The organism is Pseudoalteromonas sp. OF5H-5, from assembly GCF_021530695.1.
Taxonomy (GTDB): domain Bacteria; phylum Pseudomonadota; class Gammaproteobacteria; order Enterobacterales; family Alteromonadaceae; genus Pseudoalteromonas.
The window spans coordinates 128,771-147,450 of sequence record NZ_JAKGBF010000011.1; the positions used below are offsets into that span (position 1 = coordinate 128,771).

The window sequence follows — 18,680 nt, forward strand, 5'->3', positions numbered from 1 at the left end:
TTTGGTCGCTATTTTTATATCATCTAGTTTGTATATAACTTGGCATCAAAAAATAGCAGTACCAAGTTCGTTGGATAGGTATTCTAATGCCGCGATCCCAGCCAAAGAGTTACCAACTTTATCAAGCCCTGGCGACCATACCGAAACCGTAAAACGATTGGGTACGATGGCGATTATCGCCCCCCCGACACCAGACTTGCCAGGCATCCCCACTCGATAACCGAAGTCACCAGCTGCATCGTAAAGACCACTCGTAAACAACAGCGAGTTCATTTGCTTGGTTTGTTTTTTGGTAAGTATCCGCTGTTTTGATAAGTTGCAGTAACCCTGACTAGACAGATAGGAAAATGACTTCGCCAACTCAGTGGTATTCATTTCAATTGCGCAAAAATTGAAATATGACCATAACACATCCTCGACTTCATTATTAAAATTGCCAAATGACTTCATCAAATAAGCCATCGCTGCATTTCTATACCTGTGATCATATTCAGACTGCGCCACAATCTTATTAATACACAGCTTGTCGTTACCAGACATCGCTCTATAGCTTTCTAGCATGGTATGAATTGGAGCAGATAAACGAGAGTACAGCGCATCACAAGTTACAATGGCACCTGCATTTATAAATGGATTTCTTGGAATGCCATTTTCGAACTCAAGCTGAGTTAAGGAGTTAAAAGCTGTACCCGAAGGCTCTTTCCCTACCCGACTCCAAAGCTCGTCACCATAGCGCTGCAGCGCTAACGTCAATGTCATTACTTTGGATACTGATTGAATCGTAAATCTGGCTTCAGTATCTCCGGCACTATAAGTTTCGCCATCTACCGTATGCAGTGAAACAGAAAATTGTTCTAATGGCTGCTCAGCTAAAGCAGGAATATAGTTAGCAACTTTGCCTTGGCGTAACAACGGTTGAACTCGCTGCACAGCCTGTTCTAAAATTTCTTGGTAATTTGGCATATGCTCGTAATTAAGGCTAGCTAGGATGATTGGGGAAGTGTATCAAAAAAGGCCCCGTAGGGCCTGATGTTTATCTGAAACTAAGGTTATTTCAGTTCCATTTCTTGAATGATCTCGTGCGCAATAGGTGGCGTTGTACTCACCGGCTTCTGATGTTTATTGGCTTTTAACTGACCTTTTCGGTGCTTCAAAGCTGCATCCAACTTTTTAGACGCTTTGGCAATAGCAGGATACATCACTTCGTCTTCACCTTTTACCGATATTCGGCTACCAGCGTAGTTTGTACTTATCTCCGTGTAAAATTGTTTGTGTTCTTTGCTGACGATGATGTCTAGGGATAACAACGACGGAAAATGGTTAGCGATCTTGGCAAACTTTTCATGAACGTGGTTTTTAACAGCATCGGTTACATCTACGTGATGGCCAGATAAATTAATCTTCATATGCAATCCTTCTTTTGCGTTTACCCTTAACAATAGTATTGGCACGATTACTCGATTTCTCAAGAGCCTTAGCAAAAATTTATTACAAAAATTGGAAGGAAGCTGATTCTAATCAAAAAAACATTTCTAGAAAAATTACGCGATAATAAATCCAGGCATAAAAAAAGCCCTAGTAAGGGCTCTTTTCATATTGCGTAAACTTTACAATTAAAGGCCTGCACGCTCTTTAATGACAGCAATCAATGCTGAACCACCGTGGTTTGACTCAGCCCATGCTAAATCTTTACCGTCTTCTAACGCGCTTTTTGGAATACTTTTAATAATGTATTCCCCAGCATCGTTTGCGTTGCTAGCAATTGCATGTCTTAGTAAGTTATTACCGTTGCACTGAATTGCATCGTAAACATTACGCATTTTAAGGCGTGATGTTTTCAAAGCGTTACGAATGCGATTTTTATCGTCCGCAGCGATATATTCACATATAGAAAGCGCCAACTGATCGTTTGCACTTACCGGTTTGCTGAAAGAAAAAGCAGCAACAGCGATGGAAGCTGACAGTAGCACGGTAGTTAATTTCATTACACAGACCCTTTAATACTTTATTCGTAGCATATAACTGGCTATATTTTAGCAACCTAAACAATTGTTAGCAAGAAACTCATAGTTTTTTGTTCAGAGTTACGAATTTATAACTATGGTTATTTCTCTCGTCAGGTTCGTTACACTCAGTTTCAAGCACTTCCCATTCAGCAACTTGCTCATAGTCAGGAAATTGAGTATCCCCTTCAACCTCTAAATCGATGAAGGTCAAATAGAGCCGCTGAGCATAAGGCAGAAATATGTCATATATATGACCACCACCAATTATCATAATTTCGTCACACCCTTCAACAGTACTCAATGCGGCTTCAGGCGAAGCGACGACCTCTATACCTTCCTGAGTGTAGTCAATATTTCTGGATATCACTATGTTTCTACGACCCGGCAGAGGCCTACCAATAGACTCAAATGTTTTTCGACCCATGAGCACAGGTTTACCTAGCGTAACCTTTTTGAAATGTTGAAGATCTGCAGGTAAGTGCCACGGCATATCGTTATCTTTTCCGATAACACGGTTATTTGCCATCGCAGCTATCATTGAAATTACCACAACGCACCTTTATAGTATTTTAGTATTAGTTTATACACACAATTAGCATGCAAGATGTTTGATTAACCTGAACTCGGGATAAGAAGTAAGTTAATCCACTAAAATCACTAAGCTCAAAAGCGTAGTATCACTCTAGCCAGAAGTTATTTCTTAATACAAGGCAAATTTGTGCATCAATAGCTGGCCTATTGCAAACAAATTTAACACAGTAGTAAGGGATAACAGCTGCTAGAGAACAAGTTGTTATCCCGAGTTCAGGTTGATTAGTATATCATCTTCAACAGAATTGCGGCGAGAATACTGATTTGAAGTATTACACTGTTCAAATAGGCATAAAAAAGGCCCATATAATGGGCCTCTTAGAGTAAACTCAATGTAACTTAACGCTCGTAAATAACTTCCACATCGTAGTCGTCGTCATCCCAATCATCCCAGTCATCATCATCGTCTTTATCATTTTTAGTTGCATGTCTGTGGTATGTGTCCCACTTAAATTCAACTTCTTCTTGCAGCTCTTCTTCGAATTTATCTTTTGGCATGCTTTCGAGAAGGTTCATGATATCAAAGCACAAAGGTTGCGTATTTAACTTGTTTGCAGCAGAGATCATATAAAAGTTTTCTGCGTCTAGCTCTTCAGCAATACGGGCGCATACTTCTTCTCTTTCTTCTTCAAGCAATAAATCCACTTTATTTAGCACTAACCAGCGAGGCTTTTCCGCTAATTTAGGGCTGTATTGATGCAGTTCGTTAATAATAGCGAAGCCATTCTCGACAGGATCACTACCGTCAACCGGCATCACGTCAATAATGTGTAATAACACCCGACAGCGCTCTAAGTGCTTTAAGAAACGAATGCCAAGACCTGCACCATCCGCAGCACCTTCAATTAGGCCTGGGATATCAGCAATTACAAATGACTTGCTCGCTTCAGGTCTCACAACACCTAAATTAGGTACTAGCGTGGTAAATGGATAGTCAGCGACTTTTGGTTTAGCTGCAGATACGCTACGGATAAACGTAGATTTACCAGCATTTGGCAGACCTAACAAACCGACGTCTGCAAGCAGCATTAATTCTAAGCGAAGGTTACGAACTTCACCTTGAGTACCTAGCGTTTTCTGTCTTGGTGCGCGATTAGTACTTGACTTAAAACGCGTATTACCAAGACCATGATACCCACCTTTCGCTACGATCAGCTTTTGTCCATTTTTGGTCAAATCACCCAAACACTCTTCAGTATCGACATCTGTAACTCTTGTACCAACTGGTACCTTAAGTACTAAGTCCTGGCCTTTTTTACCTGTACAATTACGGCCTTGGCCATTGGTACCACGTTCAGCCCTGTGAAAGCGTTCAAACTGATAGTCGATAAGCGTATTTAAATTTTCATCAGCCTGCAGGAATACACTACCGCCATCGCCACCATCACCACCGTCTGGGCCACCATCTGGCACAAACTTTTCGCGGCGGAATGAAACGACACCACTGCCCCCATCTCCGGCTTCCGCTCTAATCTCTACTTCATCGACAAACTTCATGGTTTAAACTCTTTAACTCTGTCTGAATTCACTACACCATTATAGCAGCAGCGACAAATCGCTCCTAATACCAATTGTATTAATACACCTTGGTATAGCTAATTTGGTAATTGATGTGCTGAAAACAAAAAACCCCGCCTAAGCGGGGTTTTTTAGTATTTAATACCGATTACTCAGCAACGATGCTAACGTATTTACGGTTTAAAGGACCTTTCTGCTCAAAAACAACTTTACCGTCTGCTTTTGCGAAGATTGTGTGGTCTTTACCGATACCTGCGTTAGAACCAGCGTGGAAACGTGTACCACGTTGACGAACGATGATGCTACCCGCTAAAACTGATTCGCCACCAAAACGTTTAACACCTAAGCGTTTACTTTCTGAATCGCGACCGTTACGAGTACTACCAGCTGCCTTCTTATGTGCCATCTCTCTGTACCTCTAAAAATTAAGCGCTAATGCCAGTGATTTTAACTTCAGTGAACCACTGACGGTGGCCCATCTGCTTACGAGAATGCTTACGACGTCTAAATTTAACAATCTTAATCTTCTCGCCACGACCGTGAGATACAACTTCAGCTGTAATTTTACCACCGTTAACAAACGGTGCACCGATCTCGATCTTTTCACCATCAGCAATTAGAAGTACTGAATCAAATTCAACTGCTGCACCAGTTTCAACGTTTAGCTTTTCTAAACGAATTGTTTGACCTTCAGTCACACGGTGCTGTTTACCACCACTTTGGAAAACCGCGTACATAATTAACTCCGTCTGTGCGCCCTCAAATCGACGCAACTTAATATTCTTCAATAGGGCGCGAAGTTTACGCTAATGCGTATCTTGGCGCAAGAGCAAATTTGAAGAAAGTGAATAAAATTTAGCTCGTATGAGGGCAATCAAATATTTTCTCCTATTCTAGTCAAAAAAATGTCAAAGCCAAGCTCTTTTTTCTCTCAATTCATCAGACAAAAGGCGAATCTATAGTTTACCTAATACAGTACCAAATGAGATTTCACCGTACCTATTTCACCCCTTGCGAAACCATTGAAAGCACAAAAAGTAAGCATAAAAACGTTTTTTTATAAGCAACTACGACAATTTATCGAGTCGATGATTTTTTTGTAGTACAATCGCCAAGTTTATTCATTTTCGGTTAATAGATTGGCTCGGAGCGCAATGGATATAAAAACTATCCAAAATTTGGTTAAGCAAGATATGCTTGACGTCAACCAACTTATACATCAACAAATGCAATCTGATGTTGCACTTGTAAAACAGCTAGGTTTATACATTGTAAATAGCGGAGGTAAACGCATCCGCCCAATGTTAGCCCTTTTGGCCGCACGAGCATTAGGTTACGAAGGTGATAAACATATCACGCTAGCAACAATTGTAGAGTTTATTCACACTGCAACGTTACTCCACGATGACGTGGTTGATGAGTCATTACTGCGCCGTGGAGAACCGACAGCAAATGCAGAGTTTGGAAATGCGGCCAGCGTATTGGTTGGTGACTTTATCTACACTCGATCATTCCAGCTGATGGTCGGCCTTGGTAATATGGAAGTCATGCAGATTTTGGCCGATGCGACTAATATCATCGCAGAAGGCGAGGTGTTACAGTTAATGAACTGTAATGACCCAGATACAACTGAAAAGAGTTATATGCAGGTTATCTACAGCAAAACGGCAAAGCTATTTGAAGCTGCGACTTTACTACCCGCTGTAGTGCTAGAGCAATCAGACGAAATTAAAACTGCGCTTAAGCTTTACGGTATGCATTTAGGCACAGCCTTCCAACTTGTAGACGATATTCTTGACTATAGTGCTAACGCAGAATTACTTGGCAAGAATATTGGTGATGATCTCGCTGAGGGTAAACCTACGCTTCCGCTTATTTATGCAATGCAGTATGCAAATGCTCAGCAATCAGCTCAGATCAGAACAGCGATAGAAAGTGGTAATGGACTTGATTATCTTGAAGATATTTTAGCAACACTAGCCGAGACCAAAGCACTTGACTTCACGATGGCTAAAGCCCAAGAAGAAGCCCAAAAAGCAATTGCACAATTAAGCGTTTTACCTGACTCAGTGCATAAAGAGGCACTTATTGGGCTTGCTAAACTTTCTGTGGATAGGAACTACTAACAACGAACTTAAAGGTGCATTCCATATACTGGTATTTAACCAAAAGTTGTGTTCTGCATTTAACGCCACTCGTTTTAAGCTCGAATGGCCTTTTCTTTTTACTTATTCAGAGGCAGTTGGAGCTTGGTTAGTTCAATTCGCGGGCAGGCCTTGTTCTCCAATTCTTCTTTTGGCTTCTGAGCAATTTCAAGACTGAGATCTAATAGTACTCTCTAACTTTAGAGGCTCAGATTTAGAGGCTCAGACATAAAAATAGGCCACAACCTACGTCGCAGCCTATAATAAACACTCTGAAAAATCGTTCAACTAGCTTGAACGCTCCATATTAAGTGTACTACTTGGCATGAGCTAATTAATGCACTCCTTCTCTAGCCGCTCCCAGATTTTCGAAGAAAACGTCATGTTGCTCATTTAATTTTTTTGTATATATCACGCCGAGAGTGCCATCAATTAGATCAGTTACAAGCGGCTCATCAGAAGTACGTATATCAGAATAATCAAACTCCTTTATCAGTTGTGGCTTTGTAAACAACTCTGCTTCACCAAGGCTACTACTGTAAAAATTACCATAATCTGCGGAATAGAACAGACGAGTGGAGCCGTTGTGGTTAATTAATGAAACAGATCTTGGGATAGAGGCGGTGTTAAGCTTCTGGAGTGTATCAAAGTTCTCTCCATCGTTCGAGATCAAAATTGTAATTAACTCTGAATCAAATGGTGTATAACTAAGTAAAACTCTACCATCAGGTAATGCGATTGCATTTACATTGGATTCAGAACGATCAAATCCATTGCCTGCAACTCGCTTCTCCTCGCTCCAATTCACTAAATCATCCGAAATACGAATATATACATCTAGCTCAGCGCTATTTGCTCCCGGAGCAAATAGATAGCTCAGCATATATTTACCGTTTTTCAGTTGAATTAACGAGCCGGGAACTAGACGCGCATTAGAACATGGAAAATCAACCCCACCATCACAGCTGTCATAATTAGAAAAGTCTATTTCTGAAACCTTACTCCAAAGGCTTTCACTATCACTTTTTAATATACACAATGAAGATTCGTTACAATTACCTACAGCCAGTAAGTTGCCACTTTTATCTTCAAACAGTTTTCCTGTTTCAATAGCAAAATCGCCAAGAGTCTCAACATTTAAGCTAGACGTTTGAACCCAGGATTGGCCATTATCAGATGAAATACTAACTCTACTATGTGTATCGGATAGTCCGTGGTTATATAAAGCCACCAGATCGCCATTTTCTAGAGAAATCAGTGAAGTTGCACCAGAATATTCAGTCGTGTTAGTAATATTAACTCTATGCTCCACGACTGCGTTTACTGAATACTCAAAAGTTTGCTCCCACTGTTTGTCCTTATTACTACCTGCTTTGTCAGCACAAAGACCACTTGTAACTGAACAGCCAGCTTGCAATTTTAGTTTAACATCCATAGCGCTTTCGCTTGCAGAAAAAGAAATTTTCCACCGTTGAGTTTGTTGATCAAACATGCCGCCTCTTTCATCTAAGAGTTGCTCAGCCCCTGTGGAGGAAGTTTGATACAACTTATATTTCACAAGCCAACCATCTTTAGAGCTTAGCGGCTTGTCATCGCCTAATAAATTAACGTCTATATCGACTAATTCATTAGTGCTGTATTTGGCTTTTAATCCTTCAACAACACCTGTAACATCATATTTAACTTCCGCAGGAGGCTTCTCCTTCCCTGCATTGTTAATGTCATCTACATCATCGTTAGATGAACCTCCACACGCACTCAATAATGAAAGTGCGACTCCCAAATAGGCTAACCGCATACTTGTATAAACATTACTAAACATTTTATGTTTCCTTACTATTATTGGTATAAGATTCAATGCATCTTATCGAAAGAAATTCTGTCGTTAAAAGGAAAATAGCGGCAAAATACTCATTTTCATGCAAGTGCAATACTAAAGATGCCTAACCTTGGCTACGTGAGAAACATTGACTTTCCCATTCCACTTCACTACGCACTTTGACTAATCAAGTCCTTGACTTACAGTAATATTACTATCTCCACTAAAGCTTCTTAGGTTAAGAACCTTAGGTATATTCAATTAGCTACTCTAATCCTTTTCAGTATTTTAAACTTTAATCGCAACAGCAGTACAGCTAACTTTCAGATAAAATGATACTCTAACACCCCAAATTCATCTTTGAAGTGTAACACTCTCCAAAATTGAACAACTTTCTGCTTTGAAAGACAATCACTGGACGCCTCACCCATCAAGCCACTGAAATCAAATAAAAAATAATCTTTTTATATTTCTATAAGAGGAGTTATGTTTTACCAGCTTGTTATTGCGTTTTCCTTATCTTAGATATACCCAAATAAGGAAATACTGTAATTAACTGCTTCTTTGCACTCATATCCATTTAAACGATGCCACCACTCAAATATTTCCTTATTACACATATAATTAATTTTTGGAAAACTAAATTAAAATGCTTAGTGATCTAAAAAACTAACAAAAAAGCCGTTTGTGAGCTGCAGCGATATCTCTGCTAAGTGCTTGTGGAGGAGGATCATCTGGTGATGATCAAACCTCCCCTCTGGGATTGGAGAAAAACCAACAGATACTTTGAACTATCAGGTTTATGGTGTTGGTGTAAAAGGACCATTGCGGTTTGCAGATGTTAAAATATATCATGTTCTTAGTTACATGGCAGTACCTGAAAAAAGAGACGAAACGGTCATTTTCGTTAAAACGCCTAAAGATTTAATTAGTTAGAGTGAGCAAATAAAGGTTGGTGGATAAGCAGGCTACGATTATAAGATAGATATGTTGTTAGCAGATCAGCGCGTTTTATTGACTTATTATTCTAGTGAGCATAAACCCATCATAGTCTGAAGATGGAGAGAGCTATACTGAAATTCAACGGCTTGCTACTGGAACTATTAAGAACGCTTCATTAGTAGAGTACTATAGGTTAGTTTGGCTACTTTACACAAAGCAAGCAGATCATCTATATAGCCATAGCTTTAACGAAGAAGAGTAGTTTTCCTCACGACGATGGATACAGAGCTTTGAAGACTCTTTTAGTATGACTATTACCGAACTTCCTGATGGCACTTTAGGAGCGATTTACGCAGAGTATCTCAATGGAAAGCAGGAAATCTTTTTGAAAATTTAGGAAAACTAAGTAACTAAGTTTTGTAGCAACTGTATTAAGTAAACACCTATATTAACCTTTCATATTTGATGAAAGGTTAATATAGGTACTTCAGGGCTGGGCAACTTGTTTACTCGGCCTTGGTGGTTATAAGCGTTACCACATCCTGCTATAGCCAATGTACCGACATCCATATAGGTAAAACAAATTGGTATTACTTCCATTTCCTTCAACGAGCTTAAGAAACTCGTTAATGTAGTCCCTTTACCTGAAGCCTCATCCAGTTGATTACTTACCCATTAAAGACGCTTTACTTTTCTGGTGGCCTATAGCCTTCAATTTCGACTTCTTTATCTTCAAACAAAAAGCCGACCATCTGCTCTTCAAGCATTTGCCTGTGCTCAGGATCCATCATATTAAGATGCTTTTCGTTAATTAGCATGGTTTGCTTATGCTGCCATTGCTGCCAAGCTTCTTTGGAGATGTTATTAAATATACGTTCACCAACTTCTCCTGGATACAGTTGAAAATCCAGTCCAGGCGCTTCCTTTTGTAACTTTTGACAAAATACCGTGCGTGCCATGAGTATCTACCTCTTCAATTTTAATCGTGCACTCAATGAGAGTCAGCACCAATGATGGTGTCAGTTTACCCTATTGCGGTTAATACTTTAACCAACTTTTTAGTCGGCGCAGCGAGCCCAACCTCTGGTGGATTATGAGTATCGAACCACAGTAATTGCTGATCATGCACACAATCTGGCATGCTTTTTACTTCTACAACCACGGGGGTAATAGTTAACTCAAAATGCGTAAAAATATGCACAAAAGGTTCAAGTGTATTTGTACATTCAAGTTTAAGTTCTTGCTGCTTAACAAACGCGTCTAATTCATCTTGCTCTGCAAACTCAAAAAAGCCGAACAACCCACCCCATATTCCACTCGAAGGACGCTTCTCCATCAAAACTTTATCATCACATTTAATTATTAAGTGGTGAGTACGTTTTTTTGGCTTCTCCTTTTTGGGTTTAGGGTTTGGAAATTCTTTAACCCGATTATTTTTGAACGCTGAACATTCCTCAGCAAGTGGGCAAACATCACAGTTTGGCTTGCTTCTGGTACATACGCCTGAGCCTAAATCCATCATCGCCTGATTAAATGCTCTTACATCACCGCTTGGCGTGACGGCATCACTCAAAGACCATAACTGATTTTCGACCTTTTTTACTCCGTACCAGCCCTCAACCATATAAAACCTAGCGAGTACCCGCTTAACATTACCATCGAGTATTGGATGATGCTGACCAAGCGCAAGAGAGAGTATCGCGCCTGCGGTAGAGCGACCAATGCCCGGTAAGTCCATCACCGCTTCTAATGTTTGTGGGAATTTACCCTTATAACTATCTCTGATCACCTTTGCAGCTTTATGAAGATTTCTTGCTCTGGCGTAATAACCAAGCCCAGTCCAATGGTGTAACACTTCATCTTCCGGTGCATCGGCCAACGCAATTACCGTTGGGAAGCGCGCCATAAAGCGCTCAAAATAAGGAATAACTGTGGTTACTTGAGTCTGCTGTAACATCACCTCTGAAACCCATACTTTATACGGCGTTTTTCCGAGTTGCCACGGCAGTGTTTTTCTACCATGAAGGTGATACCAAGACACAACTTGCTCACCAAACCACTTAGCTTGTTGCTGGCTAACTTTCATAAACTTGACTAGTACTTGCTACAAAGCCGCCAGTGTAATCACAATCGCTTTAATAGTCACCACGTAAAGTTTCACTCTATACTTGTTTATTGCCAACTGAATGACGATAATATGCGACCATTTTCACGAGCATAGAAATGACCATGAACGAATCAAGCAAAAGTGCGCTCGAACAAGCGCAGGAAGAAGGCAAGTACATCAGAAAAGTGCGTAGCTTTGTTAAGCGTGAAGGACGTCTTACTAAAGGCCAAGCAGCATCGCTAGAAAAATGCTGGCCAACAATGGGACTGGAACACCAACAAGGTTTGCTAGACTTTACTGAAGTATTTGGTAACAGCAATGATGTCGTTCTTGAGATTGGATTTGGTATGGGTAAGTCTCTCGTTGAGATGGCAAGAAATAACCCACAACAAAACTTTATTGGCATAGAAGTACACCGTCCAGGTGTAGGTGCTTGCTTGATGGATGCAGATGAACAAGGCATCACTAACTTACGTGTTTTTGAACATGATGCTGTTGAAATCTTAGCAGATTGTATCGCTGATGGCAGCCTTGCTAAATTACAGTTATTCTTCCCTGATCCGTGGCATAAAAAGCGTCACCACAAACGTCGCATTGTACAACTTGAGTTTGCTGAAAAAATACGCCAAAAGCTTAAAGTCGGTGGTGTGTTCCATATGGCAACTGACTGGGAAAACTATGCCGAGCATATGCTTGAAGTGATGAGTGCAGCACCTGGTTATAAAAACCAGTCGCAAAGCAATGACTATGTTCCTCGTCCAGACTTTAGACCGCTGACTAAGTTTGAGCAACGAGGCCATCGTTTAGGACATGGCGTTTGGGACTTAATGTTCGAGCGTATTAGCTAAACAACCCCTCTTTATAATGGAGCGGCTCAACAGGCTGCTTCATCGCCCAGCTATTTGAGTACATTCATTAGGAGTTAGCGTTGCAGTTTACCAACCCGAGTTTATTACTACTTCGTAATGAAGAAGAGCTTATTGCCAACAATATTCTGGTTATTAACCATCAGCGCGATGGCTTCCTACGTGAATTAAAAGCGCTCAATCCAAGTTCGGCAATTCATGCGTTTAGTTTCGATTTTGCAGACCACCTTCACGCCGATAAAATTGCCGATGTTAAGAGTTATGTAGACCATCAACTACCGCAGTTGCAAGATATTGATTTAGTTATTTATTATTACCCTAAATCAAAACCTGAAGCGCAAATGGTATTTGATAACATCCGCCACTTGAGCACGGCTGAAACTAGGTTACTCGTTGTTGGCGAAAACAAAAGTGGGGTTAAAAGTGCAGAAAAGCAACTTAAAGAGCACGCTGCACACTGTTATAAATTAGAAAGCGCAAAACACTGTGTTTTATATGAGTTTGATCAGCTTACTGCCAACCCAAATTTTGACGTAAGCCATTACATACAGACATTTTCAGTGCGTATCGCCAAGACCGAGTTCACCGCCGCGAGTTTGCCCGGTGTATTTAATCATGGGAAGCTCGACGCTGGGACTCAGCTATTACTGGAAAATGTCATCCTTCCCTATAAAGGCAAAGTGTTAGATTTTGGCTGTGGTGCCGGGCTTATCGCCTGCTACGCCTTATTGAACAGCCCAACACTTAAATTCACCTGTTTAGATGTCAATGCACTTGCGCTATATGCTACGCAGCAAACCTTGGCTTTGAACAACCTCGGTGCAACTTTGCTGCTTAGCGATGGTTTAAGTGAGCTAAACGGTAAATTCAACCTTATATTGAGCAACCCACCATTTCATACGGGCCTTTCAACAGACTATGATATCGCTGAACAATTTCTACATAACATCAAGCGTCATATGGATACCAAGTCTAATATTCAGTTGGTTGCAAATAGCTTCCTAAAATATCCTCCTATTTTAGAAGCTCAATTTGAACAGTTTGAAGTTGTCACTAAAAACACTAAATTTGCCATCTATAAAGCGCAGTAGTTTACTAGCTCTAAGGTTTACTTGCATATATCAAGTAAACCTTCACTCAAACCGACCTTTTATCTTTTCATTTTCAAAGATTTGCTCTACTTTATTATAATGAGTTACTGAATCTCAAAAGCTCTGTAGCCGCAGCCAAGGCTGATCATACAGCTGGAATAAGAATGAGTAAGCAATTAACAAAAACAAGCATTAGAAAAGTATTGATCAGCGCAGTGATGCTTGTAACTGCGCTGTGTCTCTCTTTATCCATTTCTATTTCCACTTACCTTGATGTAAAAGAACAAAAGCAATTAATCATCAATAAGATAGAGATGATAGCTGACATCGTTGCTTTTAATTCTCAGATCACTATTTTGTTCGATGATCGAAAGACCGAAGATGCACGTCTCAAATCTTTTCAGCAAGTAGACATAATTAAAAACATCCATATATATGCTATGGATGACGTAACCAACACCCCTGTATTTTTTACCAGTTACAACGCTAGTCGAACACCACCAGTACCACTAAAAGTTAATCAAATAGAGGAGTTGAAGGCCCCTAAGGTCTCAGAAGATTACATTGAACTAATCAAACCTGTTGTTTATGAAGGCAATATTGAAGGTTATGTGTATGTTCGCGGGGGTCTTGAGCGACTTTCTAACTATATTAATAAAAAAATACTGGTAGATATTGCACTCACCTTATTCGTCCTGCTCCTTGTATTGCTAGTTTCAAGAGGGATCCAAAAGCGTATAGCGACGCCAATTGAAGAACTCTCAACGCTATTGCAAGACGTTTCGAAGAACCATAATTACAGTGCTAGAGCTCCTGGCAGCAATATCGCAGAACTAAACGTGCTGGCGAATAATTTAAATATCATGTTAGCTCGCACCGAGAATCAACTAGAGCGTCATAAAGCTGACAAGCAAGAAATAAAACAACTCAACCAGAGCTTGGAGGAAAAAGTTAATCAACGCACAATTGCGCTAAGAGAGGCTAACCAAGAACTGCTGAACGCTTTAGAGCGTATGCATCAATATCAAAACCAAATCATCGAGAACGAAAAAATGGCTTCGCTGGGGCAGATGGTGGCTGGCGTTGCGCACGAGGTAAATACCCCTATCGGCTTGGGTATTACAGGATCTACGCTATTAAGAGATAAATTATCCGATATTCGCGAAGCGTTTCAAACAAAGTCTTTAACCTCCAAGCAGTTAGAGCGCTTTGTTAAAGATGGAATTGAAAACCTTGATCTCATCTACCGCAACCTAAACCGAGCGGCTGAGTTGGTTTCTAGCTTTAAGCGCCTTGCCGTAAGCCAGGATCTAGAAGTGAACTCACGAATAGATTTGTCAAACCTGCTTACTGAAGTCGTAGCATCTATGCGAGCTGAACTCTCCACGAAACAGCCTGAAGTGACCATTGACTGTGACACTGGACTTGCCATCGAGAGTAAAGCAGGACCATTACAACAAGTGCTAGAGCAGCTTATATCTAATTCCTTACTCCATGGCTTTAAAGACCAACAAAACAACAGTATTTCAATTACAGTAAAGTCATCAATGGGGCAACTCGCGATTGAATATGCAGACAACGGGATGGGTGTTCCCAAAGCAATTAAAAAGCGTATCTTCGATCCGTTTGTAACCACTCGTAGAGGTGAGGGTGGAAGCGGTCTAGGTATGCATTTAGTTTATAACTTAGTAACTCAAGCACTTGGGGGAACAATCACCTTAGATGAAGAATTTAGCCAAGGTGCCAAATTTATTATAACGCTCCCACTTTCAGGTGATCTAAAATGAGGTTGATTAATCTGACTATTTTGCTTTTATTTGTTTCCTTATATTCAGCTGCAAAATCCCCAGATCAGGTTCGCTCAGCTTTTCTCTATCAGATGGCAAAATTCGTCGAGTTTCCCGACGAAAACACAAAGTCCAGTTTCCAATTCTGTTTTTATTCTCTCGAATCAGGACCCGCTTCTGAACTAAAAAGTGCAACAAAGCTGAACGTGCGAGGAAAACCGATTAAACTCGTAGAAGCAAAAAAAACGTGGAACTATAAGGAACTTTCCAGCGCTTGCGATATCACATACATTGATGAAACTAACGAAAATGATATACTGTCCGCTTGGACCGATACAATAGAGTCAAACATGTTGACCGTGGGCGAAAGTATTGAGTTTTTAGAAAGAGGCGGGATTGCTTCTTTGGTCCAAGAAGGGAGCAAAATTCGACTGTATATAAATAAGCAAGCCCTAGAAAAACAGTACTTCATCGTGCGCTCAAGGCTGCTTGCCGTATCCAAGTTTCATCCCAACTGATTTTACTTGTTAACAATTGGATAAGCTCCTATAATCGTAAATATTCGGATTTATTATATAAGTCCGGACACATTGTAAATTATATATTCCGAAAAGGTTAATTAATAATGCAAACGCCAGTCATTCTAATTGTAGAGGATGAAGACGTAACTCGACTGAACCTCGTTAGTTTATTTGAAGCGGAAGGTTACAAAGTAATCGAAGCCATTGATGGCGATGACATGCATGACAAGTTGACATCAAATGATGATGTAAACCTTGTAATCATGGATATCAACCTTCCTGGTAAAAATGGTTTAATTTTGGCGCGTGAATTACGCCAGAAGAAAAACATCGGCCTTATTTTCCTAACAGGTCGTGACAATGATGTTGACCGCATTCTTGGTCTTGAGATTGGTGCTGATGATTACATCACAAAACCATTTAACCCGCGTGAACTAACGATTCGTGCTCGCAACCTGATCTCTCGTACTGGCACGTCTGCAGAAGAGTCAACAATTGATAGCAACGGCGTTATTACTTTTAATGGTTGGGAGCTAGATGAAAACAGTCGCTGTTTAACATCCCCAACAGGTGATTCAAAGCGCCTACCAAAAGGTGAATATCGAGCACTCCGTCTAATGCTAGATTCTCCAGGCCGTATTTTTAGCCGTGAACAGCTTATCAAGCACATGACAGGTCGTGAACTTCGCGCAAATGATCGCACTGTTGACGTTACTATTCGTCGTATTCGTAAGCATTTCGAAACTGATAACAACACGCCTGAATTAATCAGTACAATTCACGGTGAAGGTTACCGTTTCATTGGTAAACTCGACGCTCAATAATCGTTTTTACTGATCTTCAGCGAGTTTTGCAATTAATGGATGAAGGGCTTCTTGCCCTTCTTCTATTTTAACCTCTAACTCAGATACCCAATCCAATAGTGTCACTTCCTCTTTACCCTCTGACTCTAATTCCATTTTCTTTGCTTGTAATTGGGCAAGTTGCAACCCTACAGAGCCAGCAGCACCTTTAACTTTATGTGCAACCGCACCGTATTCCTCAATATCATTTTGTGCAACAGCCTCTCTGAGTTCTTGACAGTACTTAGGATTGAGCTTGGTAAATAGGTCACAGCTTCTTTGGAATGCAGCAGCCCCCATAGACTCAACAAAATCGCAAATGGTCTCTATATCTAAATCTGAGTATTCGGGCTGTGACAATGCTTCTCGAATATCAATGCTTTGTTTGTTTTTTTGTGCCTCAATTCCAAATAATTCTGCGAGCATTTTGTCGAGTTTAGTGGTATTTATTGGTTTGGCCAAAGCCCCCTGAACACTGATCCCCTCTAACTCCTGCTCAGCGCTTCTAACATTCGCGGTTAAGGCTACAATCGGTAAGTGATCGAAGTGACTGTCTTCTCTTATTTGACGCGCGACTACGTCACCATTTATATCTGGTAACTGCATATCCAATAGAATTAGGTCTAGCTCATCCTCAGTCTCAACAAATGAGAGCGCATCCTCGCCAGTTTCAGCCCAAATAACTTCATGTCCACGCTGCTCTAATAGATTTGTCGCAATCTCCGCGTTTAACGGCACATCCTCAACAAGTAAAATGTACAAACTTCTACCAGCATAGCTCTGTTCTTTCGGTGCATTACATAGCTGTAATGGGATCTCAACATCAAAACGACTCCCCTTACCTTCTTGGCTAGTAACCGCTATCGTTCCTTTCATAGCCTGAACGAGAGCTTTAGTAACAGCAAGGCCAATTCCTGAACCAATTGCATTGCTACCAGATGCATCCGGAGCCTTGTAATACATTTCAAAGATCCGCTCAAGCTGATCTCCGGATATTCCCATACCAGTATCTATAACACTAATTGTCAGCCATGGTCCATCATCTCGATTCTCGCGGCGACATTCCAGCGTCACATTACCCTTGTGGGTAAACTTAACCGCATTATTAATTAGATTCCAGAGTACCTGACGCAAACGTGTCGGATCGAGTAATGCGTAAACGTCCAATATTCCAGAGCGATTGATAGTAAACTCTAGGCCCTTTTGATCAGCAATTAGGCCTGCAAAGTTGACCACATCATTTATAAAATCAGAGACATTGATACTGTCCGTTGCTATATCTAGCTGCTCCCTATCAATTTTATCTAAATCAATGATGTCGTTAAAAATATTGCCAAGCGTCTCCGCACTTGAAAACACGGTATTACACCAGCTTTTTTGTTGCGCCGTCAGATCAGTGTCTAACATCATGCGCGTCAGACCAACAATACCATTAAGCGGGGTTCTTAATTCATGACTTAGCGTAGCAATAAACTTTCCTTTATCCTTATACGCAGTTTCTAACGCCTGCTCAGCTTCTTTACGACTAGTAATATCACGGCCAAAGGCCAGCAAGCCTATATATTCGCCGTTATCGTTGATAAATGGCAGCTTACGCATTTCAAACCAACGAGACTCGCCTTCAACAGGATACTCAACGTCAAGTGTTAATGGTTGCTGTGTTTCTGATACCTGGCTATCTGTTTCTAGTACTTTTGGAAGATATTGCTTTGAATATATCTGTTCGACTGACTTACCAATTAGTTCTTCACTGCTTTTGCCCATCACTAATTCAAACATCTTGTTACAACCTGCGAATACACCGTTTTCATCGCGGTAATAGAACAGATCAGGAGATGAATCAACAATACTCCGCAGCAACATACCTTGCTGCGCAAGTTCTTGTTGGGTCTTTTTACGTTCTGCAATTTCTTTTCTTAATTCATCTATCGCGCGGTGTTTAGCATGCAGAGCAATTTTACGCTCGTCAATCTCACTATTTAAACGATTAATATTATCCTTTAGCGTTTGGTTCAGCATCTTTTCTTGTTGTGTTGCCGACTCCAAATAAGCCTTGGATGAATGTACCTCCCGCATTGCTGCGACGGACATCATGATGAGAGCGGGCGCAATAACAGCAGTTAAGAAAAAGAGTGCCGATATATCGACAATTTCAACTACACCTAATGCAACATAGTAAAACATGCAAGATAGAATAACTGCAACGAAGAGCGTAAAAGCATAAGCGATGGCAAACGCCCGCTTGTTGCCGTATTTTTCTACCAAGTTTGATAAAATTCGAGCCCATGAGCCAAACGAATTTTCTGTCATATTATTACTTCACCATTGTTAAACACTTGTCAGGCAAGTTTATATTCTACCGCTTGAGCCTGACTGAATTGCTTTTCAAGCCCTCAAAGTAAATATTATACAAAAGCCCTAGTAATAAGCGAGTATAGAAATTGCA

General features: G+C 40.6%; 17 protein-coding genes. 6 read left to right on the forward strand and 11 right to left on the reverse strand.

Annotation, left to right across the window (positions count from 1 at the left end; all coding sequences use genetic code 11):
* Positions 1 to 45: 45 nt before the first annotated feature.
* The 7 genes from glsB to rplU form a co-directional block, all read right to left on the reverse strand.
* A complete protein-coding gene (glsB, locus tag L1271_RS16410) occupies positions 46 to 963 on the reverse strand; it encodes a glutaminase B (protein WP_102057483.1) in 918 nt (305 codons plus the stop codon).
* 86 nt (positions 964 to 1,049) lie between these two features.
* Positions 1,050 to 1,406, reverse strand: a complete 357-nt coding sequence (gene hpf / locus L1271_RS16415; protein ID WP_010374586.1) for a ribosome hibernation-promoting factor, HPF/YfiA family — start codon at positions 1,404 to 1,406, stop codon at positions 1,050 to 1,052.
* 207 nt (positions 1,407 to 1,613) lie between these two features.
* A complete protein-coding gene (locus L1271_RS16420; protein ID WP_010607605.1) occupies positions 1,614 to 1,985 on the reverse strand; it encodes a DUF3718 domain-containing protein in 372 nt (123 codons plus the stop codon).
* A gap of 79 nt (positions 1,986 to 2,064) precedes the next feature.
* A complete protein-coding gene (gene folA, locus L1271_RS16425; RefSeq protein ID WP_349284480.1) occupies positions 2,065 to 2,556 on the reverse strand; it encodes a type 3 dihydrofolate reductase in 492 nt (163 codons plus the stop codon).
* A gap of 380 nt (positions 2,557 to 2,936) precedes the next feature.
* Positions 2,937 to 4,094, reverse strand: a complete 1,158-nt coding sequence (gene cgtA / locus L1271_RS16430) for an Obg family GTPase CgtA (RefSeq protein ID WP_235368308.1) — start codon at positions 4,092 to 4,094, stop codon at positions 2,937 to 2,939.
* Between the two features lie 169 nt (positions 4,095 to 4,263).
* Complete coding sequence (gene rpmA / locus L1271_RS16435; RefSeq protein WP_088529763.1) at positions 4,264 to 4,521, reverse strand: 50S ribosomal protein L27; 258 nt, start codon at positions 4,519 to 4,521, stop codon at positions 4,264 to 4,266.
* 19 nt (positions 4,522 to 4,540) lie between these two features.
* Entirely contained in the window at positions 4,541 to 4,852 is a 312-nt protein-coding gene (gene rplU, locus L1271_RS16440) for a 50S ribosomal protein L21 (protein ID WP_010374575.1), read from the reverse strand.
* 417 nt (positions 4,853 to 5,269) lie between these two features.
* Between rplU and ispB the strand changes: the two genes are divergently transcribed.
* The gene (ispB, locus tag L1271_RS16445; protein ID WP_102057486.1) at positions 5,270 to 6,241 is read left to right on the forward strand and encodes an octaprenyl diphosphate synthase; all 972 of its coding nucleotides are present in this window, start codon (positions 5,270 to 5,272) and stop codon (positions 6,239 to 6,241) included.
* 352 nt (positions 6,242 to 6,593) lie between these two features.
* Here the strand turns inward: ispB and L1271_RS16450 are convergent, their stop codons facing one another.
* From L1271_RS16450 to mutY, 3 genes are all read right to left on the reverse strand, one after another.
* Positions 6,594 to 8,081, reverse strand: a complete 1,488-nt coding sequence (locus tag L1271_RS16450; protein ID WP_235368309.1) for a sialidase family protein — start codon at positions 8,079 to 8,081, stop codon at positions 6,594 to 6,596.
* A 1,625-nt stretch (positions 8,082 to 9,706) separates the two neighbouring features.
* Complete coding sequence (locus L1271_RS16455) at positions 9,707 to 9,979, reverse strand: oxidative damage protection protein (protein WP_010379401.1); 273 nt, start codon at positions 9,977 to 9,979, stop codon at positions 9,707 to 9,709.
* Between the two features lie 65 nt (positions 9,980 to 10,044).
* Positions 10,045 to 11,106 carry an A/G-specific adenine glycosylase gene (gene mutY, locus L1271_RS16460; protein WP_102057488.1) on the reverse strand — a complete coding sequence of 354 codons (1,062 nt, stop codon included), beginning with the start codon at positions 11,104 to 11,106 and terminating at the stop codon, positions 10,045 to 10,047.
* 143 nt (positions 11,107 to 11,249) lie between these two features.
* Here mutY and trmB point away from each other — a divergent pair, with 143 nt between their 5' ends.
* The 5 genes from trmB to arcA all read left to right on the forward strand — a co-directional run bounded on the left by trmB (position 11,250) and on the right by arcA (position 16,216).
* Positions 11,250 to 11,975 carry a tRNA (guanosine(46)-N7)-methyltransferase TrmB gene (gene trmB / locus L1271_RS16465; RefSeq protein ID WP_010607600.1) on the forward strand — a complete coding sequence of 242 codons (726 nt, stop codon included), beginning with the start codon at positions 11,250 to 11,252 and terminating at the stop codon, positions 11,973 to 11,975.
* 80 nt (positions 11,976 to 12,055) lie between these two features.
* Positions 12,056 to 13,084 (forward strand): methyltransferase, encoded by a 1,029-nt coding sequence (locus L1271_RS16470; protein WP_102057489.1) that lies wholly within the window; start codon positions 12,056 to 12,058, stop codon positions 13,082 to 13,084.
* Positions 13,085 to 13,248: 164 nt separating this feature from the next.
* Entirely contained in the window at positions 13,249 to 14,871 is a 1,623-nt protein-coding gene (locus L1271_RS16475) for a sensor histidine kinase (protein ID WP_235368310.1), read from the forward strand.
* Positions 14,868 to 15,389 (forward strand): YfiR family protein, encoded by a 522-nt coding sequence (locus L1271_RS16480; protein ID WP_102057491.1) that lies wholly within the window; start codon positions 14,868 to 14,870, stop codon positions 15,387 to 15,389. Before L1271_RS16475 ends, L1271_RS16480 begins: the two co-directional genes overlap by 4 nt.
* A 107-nt stretch (positions 15,390 to 15,496) precedes the next feature.
* Positions 15,497 to 16,216 (forward strand): two-component system response regulator ArcA, encoded by a 720-nt coding sequence (arcA, locus tag L1271_RS16485; RefSeq protein WP_010379411.1) that lies wholly within the window; start codon positions 15,497 to 15,499, stop codon positions 16,214 to 16,216.
* Between the two features lie 6 nt (positions 16,217 to 16,222).
* Here arcA and arcB read toward each other — a convergent pair whose 3' ends face one another.
* Positions 16,223 to 18,544: an aerobic respiration two-component sensor histidine kinase ArcB gene (gene arcB, locus L1271_RS16490; protein WP_235368311.1), complete on the reverse strand. Its 2,322-nt coding sequence runs from the start codon at positions 18,542 to 18,544 to the stop codon at positions 16,223 to 16,225.
* Positions 18,545 to 18,680: the final 136 nt, after the last annotated feature.